This window comes from Kitasatospora sp. NPDC054939, from assembly GCF_053610105.1.
The window spans coordinates 1-9,477 of record NZ_JBSGXP010000083.1; the positions used below are offsets into that span (position 1 = coordinate 1).

The following is a 9,477-nucleotide window of genomic DNA, read 5'->3' on the forward strand; positions in this document are numbered from 1 at the left end:
GAGGGCCTTCTGCGCTTCGCGCTTGTCGGCCTTGCCCGAGGCCGGGTCCGCGAGGATCCGCGCGATGGCCACCGCGTTGTCCTCGGCCTGGGCGAGCCGCAGGCCGGTGGCGAGGAAGGTGGTGCGGTCGGCGGCGGTGCCGTCGAGGGCCTTCTGCGCTTCGCGCTTGACGGCCTTGCCCGAGGCCGGGTCCGCGAGGATCCGCGCGATGGCCACCGCGTTGTCCTCGTCCTGGGCGATCCAGCGCCCGATCTTGAGGAAGTGGCGCAGGTCGTCGACGGTGCCGTCGAGGGCCTTCTGCGCTTCGCGGTTGACGGCCCTGCCGGTGGCGGGGTCCGCGATGATCCGCAGGATCGCGACCCGCAGGTCGTCCTCCGACATCGTGTCGTACGGCGAGTCAGCGTCCGCGACTGCGGCCATCACGACCGCGGTGCCCTGTGCCGCGGACGTCCCGGTGCCGGCGAGGGCCGGTGTGGACAGGAGCAGGGCCGGTGCCAGGGCACCTGCGGCCACGGCGAGTGCCGCGCGGGACAGCTTCATGATTCCCCCCCAGGGATCGATGATCGGCCGGGAACGCGCGTCCCCGACCCCGGGGCTGCATCACCGGCGGCGGATCCTCACCGCCGGGGACGCGTCCCCGGTGCGGGAATCCTGTCCCGGCGGGACGGCCCCGCGCATTGCCCGGACCGGGCAGTCTTTGCACGGATTGCTTGCCGACATGGTGCACGAGTTTCCGGTGTGGCAGCCCTGTACGGTCGGCGGGCCGTCGAGCGCGACTGTCGGCCGCTTGCTCGCCGGGTCACAGGTCCCGAAGGAGGGGCAGGAGCGCACCGGGCTTCGGGTCGGCCTTCGCGAGCGCGCTGGTCCCGGCGGCCGCAAGGACGTTGACCTGGTCGCGGGTCGAGGTGGCAGCGCCATCGAGGGCGGCCTGGAGGTACGGGTGCGCGGCGCCGGGGATCATGGCGCCGAAGCCGAAGTTCTCGGGACGGGGCCAGGCGTGGCCCTGCGGCTGGTGGAGGGCTTGGGCGATGTCGCTGAAGGGGTTGGCGGCACCGAAGGCCGCGAGGGTGGTGACGGCGGCGAGGGCGGTGGTGGCGGGCAGGGCGGCGACGAGTGCGGGGAGTTCCGCGGCAAGGCCGCGGGCCGCGTCGGCCGCGCTGATGCCGGCCGCTGTGGCGAGGGCGTTCAGGAGATCGGCGGGGACGACGGCGGTGATGTCGACGCCGGTGATGCCGGCGGCGGTGATCGGTGCGCCGGAGCCGTCACGGATCCAGGAGAGGAACGCGTTCGCGGTCAGCGGTGACGTTCCCACCAGGGCCAGCACCTGTCCGAGCGCTGCGCCGGTGGTGGAGGTGGCTGTGCTCTCGCTCATCGGGGTCCTTACGTTTTTGGTGTGTTGATTCCGGTCACTCGTAGGATCGGGAGACCCAGGGATGCCGGGTGTGGCTCTGCGGGGTCAGCCCTTCGGTGGCTTGAAAGGATTGGCCGCCCGGCATCCCGCGACGACTCGACCACTCATTGGGATGCGCGCGACAAGATCGCTTGGTAGGGACACGTTGGCGAGGTCGTCTGCTGGGCCCGAACTGGAACGACTTCGGAGGTGACCGTGACCGAGCTGTGGGCCGGTACGGATGCGGGTAAGGCCGAGCATCACTGCGTGGTGATCGACACCGACGCCAAGCGGAAACTGTCGCGGCGCGTGGTCAACGACGAGACCGCCCTGCTCCAGCTGATCAGCGATGTGCTGGAGCTGAGCGACGGGGAACCGGTGACCTGGGCGATCGATCTGAACGCCGGCGGGGCCGCGCTGATGATCGCTCTGCTGAGAGACAACGGGCAGCGGGTCCTCTACATCCCCGGCCGCACCGTCCACCACGCCTCCGGCTCCTACCGGGGCGACGGCAAGACCGACGCGAAGGACGCCTTCGTCATCGCGGACCAGGCCCGCATGCGCAGCGACCTCCAAGAGATGCACCGCGGCGACGACATCGCCGTCGACCTGCGATTCGCCGCCAAGGCGGATCGCAGCGCTCTGACCCGCAGATTTGATCGCTACCTGATGTCTCGCTAGCTTGTGAGTGTGGTCACGAACCAGGTGAAGCGGGCGTTCAAGTACCGCTTCTATCCGACGGATGCGCAGGCGGCCGAGCTGTCGCGCACGTTCGGGTGTGTTCGCAAGGTCTACAACCTGGCGCTGGCAGCCCGCACGGAGGCGTAGACGCTGCGTCAGGAGCGGGTCGGCTACAACGCCACCTCCGCGCTGCTCACGGCGTGGAAGAGGACCGAGGATCTGGCCTACCTGTCCGAGGTCTCCTGCGTCCCGTTGCAGCAGGCGCTGCGGCATCTGCAGGGGGCTTTTGGGAACTTCTGGGCGAAGCGGGCGAAGTATCCGACGTTCAAGTCCCGGAAGAAGTCGCTGAAGTCCGCCGAGTACACCATCAGTGGTTTCCGCTTCCGCGACGGCCGGCTGACCCTGGCGAAGATGACCGAGCCGCTGGACATCGTCTGGTCCCGGCCCCTGCCCCAGGGCGCTTCGCCGTCCACGGTCACCGTCAGCCAGGACAGTGCGGGACGCTGGTTCGTCTCGATGCTGTGCGACGGCCGGCCCGCGATGCCCGCACCGGTCAACCGCGCGATCGGCGTGGACGCCGGTATCACCGCGCTGGTGACGCTCTCCACCGGAGAGAAGATCACCAACCCGAAGCATGAACGCGGGGACCGGGACCGCCTGGCCAAGGCTCAGCGGGAGCTTTCCCGCAAGGCCGAGGGCGACGGTTCGAACCGGGCGAAGGCCCGCCGCAAGGTCGGGCGCGTCCACGCGCGGATCGCCGACCGGCGCAGGGACTTCCTGCACAAGCTCACCACTCGACTCGTCCGCGAAAACCAAGTGGTCGTGATCGAGGACCTGACCGTCCGGAACATGCTCAAGAACCGCAGGCTCTCGCGCGCCATCGCGGACGCGAGCCGGAGCGAGCTGCGGTCGATGCTGGAGTACAAGGCCCGCTGGTACGGGCGCGAGGTGGTCACCGTGGACCGGTGGTTCCCCTCGTCCCAGCTGTGCTCGGCCTGCGGCACTCTGCACGGCGCGATGCCGCTCGACGTCCGCGAGTGGACGTGCTGCGGCTGCGGGACGACCCACGATCGGGACGTCAACGCAGCGCGCAACATTCTGGCCGCCGGGCTGGCGGTGACAGCCTGTGGAGACGGTGTAGGACCTCAACGGAGCACTCCGGGCGGGCAGTCGTCGGTGAAGCAGGAAGTCGTCCCAGCACCCCGCACAGGTGGGGTGTCTCAGCCGCGAGGCTGAGGGGAATCTCCTTCCTTCAGGGGGGAGAGGATGTCAAGTCTGCTCCTCGTGAGGGGTGGTGCTCGGTCCGGCGGTGGTCAGCAGTGGCTGCGCGCCTGCTTGATGCCCGGTTCGGCACGGTGGAGGTCGAGGGTGGTGGAGAACGTCTGCCGGGCGGTGGCGAGTGTGTCGGCGAGAGGCTGGTACTTCGTGTCCTCCAGGGCAGCCACCCGGGCCAGCTCTGCGGCCGTGTTCAGCCGGGCCACCGCGATGTCCCAGGAGTTGTCCGACGAACCACCGGACTGTGGTTCGGGCATCCGGTCGGGCAGCTTCCGCACCAGCGCACAGGCCAGCTCGCCGTCGCTGCTGACCTGTCGGTCGGCGGACCCGGCCGAGCTGCAGGCGGCGAGGGCCAACGTCATGACGGTCAGTGGAACAAGACGCTTCATCATGGATTGTTTCCTTCCCCCGGTCGAACGCACCCGATCACCATAGGGGATGCGCCTCGACCTGGGGCAGGGGTGGCAACTCGGATGGCCGGACCGCCGGTTGGGGAGCCGGTCTGGGCCGGGTTCAGGCCCAGTGCTCCGCGGGCCTCGAACGCCACGTCGGGTGAACAGGGGGCGCAGGGCCTCACCAGAAGCGGTAGTGGGCCACCGCCCTTGCGAGGTACTGCTTGAGGGGGACCGGGTCCTGGTCGGAGTCGGCGGGGAGCCACAGGGGCTCGCCGTTCTCGTCGCGGCCGAAGCAGTCGGGGCGGCGCCTGCCTACCGCGTCGGCGATGTCCCAGGTCAGCTGTGGTCCGGTGTCCCACATCACCCACTGTTCGGCCGAGAGCCCCGTGCGCAGGCGCGACTTCTGCACGTCACGGCGGATGCCGACATTGCCGACGTCCTCCCAGGTTTCCCGCAGCCGTGAGATGCGGGCGGCGCGGTACGCGCGACCCTGGGCGTCCAGAGCGCGTGGACCCAGCGGCCAACGCCGGTCGATGATCACCGTTCGGTCCACCGGGTTGAACAGCCGGGGGTAGCGCTTGGCCAGGACCGGAACCGGCTGTGCTCCCGCGGCCCGCAACGAGCGCAAGGCCTGTGCGAACAGGGCCTGCACGTCCTCTGCGGTCTGCCGCCACCGCGCCGACTCGGCCTGCTCCCATGCCGCGTGCCGTTCGGCGTCGGAGGACGCCCGTCGCCGTTCGGCCGCCACCATGTCCTCGAAGTCCGACACCCTGCACCCCTCGCTGCGGTGGACACCGCGGCGGCCCCGCCCCGGTGTACGTCGCCAGCATAGGGATCCCGGGTTCGGCTGTACGGCCGTTTGCGAGGAGTGGCGGCGCACTGGTGGACGCGGACCGCGGCCGCCGGGGTCCCCGGGGTGGACGCGGGTTCGAACGGCTCGGACGGGGCAACCGGCCGGACCGGCTGCCCCGCCGCTACACCCGGCCGATCGGGACACGGGGGTCGGCGCCGGGCCCGTCCGTGCCGGGCCCGTCCGTGCCGGGCCCGTCCGTGCCGGGCCCGTCCGGGCCCGGCCCCGACGGGCACGCCGGTGCCTCAGGGCATCCTGCCGCCGGCGTTGCGGATCAGTTGCTGGAGCACCTTCAGGGTGGTGACGTAGTCCGTGTCGTCGATGCCCTCGTGGAGGGCGGCGCGGATCGCGGGGGCGTTGCGCGACAGGTCGGTCCGGGCCTGCTCGCCCTCCTCGGTGAGCCACCACCGGTCCTGGTCGTCCCGCCTGAGCCAGCCGCGTTCGAGGAGCACGGCGGCCTCGGCCGCCAGGTCGTCCTCGGGCCGGATGTACAGGGCCATGGCCTTCCGCAGTTCGGCGACGGTCATCCCCTCGCCGTCGGGGGAGATGTCGTTCACCGACAGGTTGCGCAGCAGCCACAACTGCGGCTGGGTGTAGCCCTTCTCGACCTGTCGGGCCCGGGTGAAGGCGATCAGCGCCTCGTAGGCCATGCCGGTCCAGTAGGCGGCGGGCTGTCCGGCGAGTTCGGCATCCGACATCTGTCGGTTCGTCATGGAGCTTCTTCCTTGCAGTGGTTCGGATCGGAGTCTGTGCCGCAGGCGGGCGCCCAGTGCGGTGCGTCCGGGTGGTCAGTCGACCGCGACGGTGTTCTGGGCGGCGCCGATGCGCCAGGCGCCGTCCTCCTTGACGAGGATGTAGAACGGGCGGCCCTCGGGCCGGTCGGCGATCCGGGTGCCGTCGGGGCCCACCGGCTGCTGGCGGACGTTCACCGCGGCGACGTCGGGCCGCAGGAAGAGCACGCGCTCGACGTCGTAGACGGCGGTGGACTCGGCCGTCGCCCCGGGCAGCACCTTGCGGGTGAAGTCCGAGATCTCCTCGAAGCCCGACAGCCGCTTGCCGTGGCCGGTGGTCCACACCGGGTCCTGTCGGCGGAAGAGGCCCAGGAACCGGTCGACCAGCTCGTGCTGCTGGGCGTGCTCGACCTCGGCCACCAGGTGCCGGATCGCAGCGAGGTCGGCGTCGGTGTCCGGGCCCTCGGGGGCGCCGAACACCTCGACGGGGCGGTAGGAGCCGGACGCCAGCTCGGCCACCGCGCCGGGCCGCTCCGGCCGCCAGCCCAGCGCGGTACGCGCCGCGGCGCCGCTGACGCTCTGGTCGAGGGCGAGCGCATCCGCGAAGAGGGCTCCGACGACCTCGGCGGCCTGCTCCACGGTCACCGTGCGCGGGTCGGCGAGGATCCCGGCCGCACGCCCGGCGGCCCGGGCGAGGTCGCGCACCGGTACGGCCGACTCGCCGACGCCGTGCCACACGGTGCCGGCCGGGGCCCGCTCGACGACGGCGACGAACAGCTCGGCCAGGTCGTCCACGTGGACGGTCGGCCAGCGCACGCCTTCCTCGCCGTAGTACTCGGGCACCCCCTGGCTGCGGGCCCGGTCCACCAGAATGGCGGGGATGCCGCCGCCGCGCCCGTACACGATGGCCGGCCGCACGACGGCCGCCCGCACGTCCTCGGCGGCCTCGGCCAGGACCCGCTGTTCGATCTGCGGGCGGTAGCCGACGAGGGCGACCGGGTTGGTCGGGGCGTCCTCTCCCACCTCCTGGGCCTCGCCGGTCGCACCCAGCACCCACACGCCGCTGGTGTAGACGAACGGACGGCCCGTGCCGCGCAGCGGGGCGGCCAGCGCCTCGATCACGGCCAGGTCGACCTCGGCGTCGCCGCTCGGGGGAGCCAGGTGGACCACCGCCTCGATCTCCGGGGTCACCGCGCCGGCCAGCGAGGCCGGGTCGGCGGTGTCCCCGACCAGCTGCGCGTGCCAGCCGCGGCCGGGCTGCGGCTGCGACCCGCGGGTGAGGGCGACGACCTGGTGGCCGGCCGCGACGAGGTGGTCGGTGACCGCGGACCCGATGTAGCCGGTGGCGCCGGTGAGCAGAACCTTCATGGCGTTTCCTGTCTTGAGGGGCGAGACGTGTTGTCCCGCCGGATGGTTGGGCGGTGTGCGTCGAAGCCACGCAGGTGGCTCCGTCACCGCGTGGTCGGCCGCGGGAACCCGGTGAAGGGCCCGCCCCGGCCGGAGACGTGGCCGGCGGCCGGGGTGGCCCGGGTCCCCCAGCGGTCGAGCACCGCGTAGGCGGGTTGCCACCGGTGCAGGTAGGCGGCGCGGTCCGCGGAGTCGGGCAGGAGCTGGGCCAGGACGGCGGTTGCGGTCCGCTCGGGGGCGCCGTCCAGGAGCCATGGGAGCATCCGTGCCGCATCGGCTCGGATCCTCCGGGCGTGGACGTGCCCGAAGTGCTCCCATTCCCCCTCGCTCAGAATGGTCTGGACCAGTGGGAAGATGGCCTCCTCCTCGTGGCGGAGGTGCCCGCGCAGACCGGCGACCAGCGAGCCGGTGAGGTCGCCGAACAGCCCGAGGCCGAGGTCGGGACCGTCCAGTGCCTGGTCGATCGCCTCCAACAGGCGTGCGAGCACGGCATGTTCGGCCTCGATCACCTCCAGTCGCACCAGCGAGCAGGGGCGGCCGTGCAGGGCCCGGCGCAGGCCGGGCCAGAGCGCGTCGTCCTCGGCGGCGTGGTGGGCGTCCAGCGCCTCGCGGAACAGCTCCCAGCCCGCGGCGCTGCGCAGCACGCTGCGGGGATCGGGATCGGCGCGGGCGGTGGCTCGGGCAAGGTGGTGCAACTCCCTTCGTAGCGCGTCGTGCATCGCGTACGTCACGGTCATGTCGAGTCGGTCTCTCACGTCTGTCTGACTCCTGGTGCCGGTGACCGGGTGAGCCGGTGTCAGGCAGTGGCACCATGACTGGTTCCTCCGGGAACAGAGCAGCGGAAAGCCACGCCTGGCAGCGCGGGGCATGGGGAAGGGCAGCCGGTCGGGCCGGACGGAGGGGATCGGCTCCCGACCCGGAGCCGCCCCGCTCCTCAAGGCTCCCGTGAGCCCCATGCCGGATCAACACCGACTTCGTGCGTTGATCGATAACCCGACGGTTATCGCCGCCCGGGTGCGGCAGCGGACGACCCGACAGCAGGACGCCCTCGCGCGGGCGAACCGCGGCTGCAGCGACGTCCGCCCGGCGCGCTCGCGGATCCGGCCGCCCCGGGCGCCGGGCTGTGATGGTGTGGACCTCCGTGCCCAGGTCCGTGGAGGTCCCGTGTCCCGAACGCCCCAGGAGATCTTCCAGAGCTACGTCCTCGCCGGGCCCCTGTCCCGCGATGCCGACGCCCTTGCCGAGAACTTCACCCCGGACGGTGTCCTGGAGATGCCTCTGCTGCCCGACGGCGCCGCCTTTCCGCGGCGGCTGGTGGGCCGGGAGGCGATCCGCAGCGCGATGGCGGCGTACTACGAGCGGCAGGGGGAGGACGGGCGCCGGCCGAACCTGGAGAAGTCCGGGTACGTGCTGCACACCACGGCCGACCCGGCGGTGTTCATCGCCGAGATCGACACGGTCTTCGACGCGGACGGCGACGCCGGCGCGGAAGGCGCGAACGGCGCGAACGGCGCGGACGACGGGGGAGCGGCGGAGGGGACGACCGTCTCGCTCGTGCAGATCTTCCGCGTCCGCGACGGAAGGATCGCTCTACTGCGCGACTACTTCGCGCCCGGCCTGCTGGACTGAGCGCGCGCCCCGGTGCCGGCGGGGGAGCGCCCCGCCCGGTGACGGCCCGGGGCCGGTGGGTCCCGCGCCCGCCCGGCCCCGTCGTCGTACGGCGGCGCGGTCAGCCGGCCGCGGGGTCCACGGCGGCGAGCAGGGCCGACAGGCGCACCTCGTCGGCGGCCCAGGCGGTGGCGTACCACTGCCCGCGCCACTCGCTGAGCAGGACGCGCTGGCGGTCGTCGTCGCGGTGGTAGCGCAGGGTGCCGTCGACGGTCGCCGGGCCGGGGGCGAAGTCGCGGCGCAGCGTCTCCAGGAGGGCGGACGGCTCGCCCGCTCCGTCGAGGGCGAGCGAGGTGCCGTCATGGTGGACGGGTGCGTCCCAGATCCGGGAGTGGACCACGTCCGAGAAGCGGTCGGCGTACGGCTTCCACGCGGCGGACGGCGTCACCTCGTCGAAGGAGATCACCACCGGCGGGTCGTCGGAGCCGTCGAGACGCACGGCCAGGACCCACACGCCCTGGTTCTCGACCATGAACGGCAGCAGGCCCAGGGCCTGGACCGGGTCGATCGTGCGCTCCTCCTGCTCCTCCACGCCGTCGGGCCAGTGCTCGTCGTCCTCGGGCCAGTAGTAGAGCTCCTCGCGGCCCAGCCGGTCGGCGCCGATCACGGCGTCGTCGTTGCCGAACTCCCGCAGGACGGGGGCGCCCTGGGCCAGGGAGAACCATTCGCGCACCGAGGCGGGCACGGCGCGGCCGTGGACGGTCTCGAAGCGGTCGAGCGCCTCTGCGGCGTCGGCGGAGACCGTCAGGTCCATCCCGGCCAGTTCGGCCGCGCGGGTGTGGAAGCGCAGTGTGCGTGCGGTGGTCTCGGGCACCCTCGGGCACCCCCCTTCCGTGCGTCTGCCGGCCCGGGTGCCCGCAGGATGGGGGTGACCCTAGCGGACGTGCCCGACAGTTCCACAGCCGCGGAGCACCGATCTGCCGACGGGCTTGGAACGCTTACTGCCGAGTTCTTCGAGTGCCGGGCTCACGTAGGCGTCCATGGCGCTCATCCTGCCCGACGGCAACGGTGCAGCGCCCGATCGCCGATGTCGTCCGCCGGCTCTTCGAAGGTCCGACATCCCTGCTCCCGCCACTGCTC

At 72.1% G+C, this 9,477-nt stretch carries 9 protein-coding genes and 2 pseudogenes; 3 read left to right on the plus strand and 8 right to left on the minus strand.

The window, feature by feature from the left end; genetic code table 11:
• Window positions 1–540 (minus strand): ALF repeat-containing protein (locus tag ACWGB8_RS22820; RefSeq protein WP_452215398.1); only part of this gene is annotated, 540 nt, incomplete at its 3' end.
• Window positions 541–799: 259 nt separating this feature from the next.
• Window positions 800–1,372, minus strand: coding sequence for a hypothetical protein (locus ACWGB8_RS22825; RefSeq protein ID WP_452215399.1), 573 nt, complete (start codon window positions 1,370–1,372; stop codon window positions 800–802).
• Between the two features lie 234 nt (window positions 1,373–1,606).
• Between ACWGB8_RS22825 and ACWGB8_RS22830 the strand changes: the two are divergent.
• Both ACWGB8_RS22830 and ACWGB8_RS22835 read left to right on the plus strand, forming a co-directional pair.
• Window positions 1,607–2,050, plus strand: a pseudogene (locus ACWGB8_RS22830) (IS110 family transposase); the annotation flags it as partial.
• A gap of 24 nt (window positions 2,051–2,074) precedes the next feature.
• A pseudogene (locus ACWGB8_RS22835) lies at window positions 2,075–3,307 on the plus strand (RNA-guided endonuclease InsQ/TnpB family protein).
• A 77-nt stretch (window positions 3,308–3,384) separates the two neighbouring features.
• On the opposite strand, the gene ACWGB8_RS22840 reads toward ACWGB8_RS22835, so the two are convergent.
• The 5 genes from ACWGB8_RS22840 to ACWGB8_RS22860 all read right to left on the minus strand — a co-directional run bounded on the left by ACWGB8_RS22840 (window position 3,385) and on the right by ACWGB8_RS22860 (window position 7,484).
• Window positions 3,385–3,738 carry a hypothetical protein gene (locus tag ACWGB8_RS22840; RefSeq protein WP_452215400.1) on the minus strand — a complete coding sequence of 118 codons (354 nt, stop codon included), beginning with the start codon at window positions 3,736–3,738 and terminating at the stop codon, window positions 3,385–3,387.
• 181 nt (window positions 3,739–3,919) lie between these two features.
• Window positions 3,920–4,510, minus strand: coding sequence for a hypothetical protein (locus ACWGB8_RS22845; RefSeq protein ID WP_452215401.1), 591 nt, complete (start codon window positions 4,508–4,510; stop codon window positions 3,920–3,922).
• Window positions 4,511–4,836: 326 nt separating this feature from the next.
• Window positions 4,837–5,304 (minus strand): MarR family transcriptional regulator, encoded by a 468-nt coding sequence (locus ACWGB8_RS22850; RefSeq protein WP_452215402.1) that lies wholly within the window; start codon window positions 5,302–5,304, stop codon window positions 4,837–4,839.
• Between the two features lie 75 nt (window positions 5,305–5,379).
• Window positions 5,380–6,690, minus strand: coding sequence for an SgcJ/EcaC family oxidoreductase (locus ACWGB8_RS22855; protein WP_452215403.1), 1,311 nt, complete (start codon window positions 6,688–6,690; stop codon window positions 5,380–5,382).
• A gap of 83 nt (window positions 6,691–6,773) precedes the next feature.
• On the minus strand, window positions 6,774–7,484 hold the full coding sequence (locus tag ACWGB8_RS22860; RefSeq protein WP_452215404.1) for a hemerythrin domain-containing protein: 711 nt from the start codon (window positions 7,482–7,484) through the stop codon (window positions 6,774–6,776).
• Window positions 7,485–7,893: 409 nt separating this feature from the next.
• On the opposite strand from ACWGB8_RS22860, the gene ACWGB8_RS22865 reads away from it, so the two are divergent.
• Window positions 7,894–8,358, plus strand: coding sequence for a nuclear transport factor 2 family protein (locus ACWGB8_RS22865; protein WP_452215405.1), 465 nt, complete (start codon window positions 7,894–7,896; stop codon window positions 8,356–8,358).
• Window positions 8,359–8,458: 100 nt separating this feature from the next.
• Here the strand turns inward: ACWGB8_RS22865 and ACWGB8_RS22870 are convergent, their stop codons facing one another.
• Entirely contained in the window at window positions 8,459–9,211 is a 753-nt protein-coding gene (locus ACWGB8_RS22870; protein ID WP_452215406.1) for a hypothetical protein, read from the minus strand.
• Window positions 9,212–9,477 lie beyond the last annotated feature (266 nt).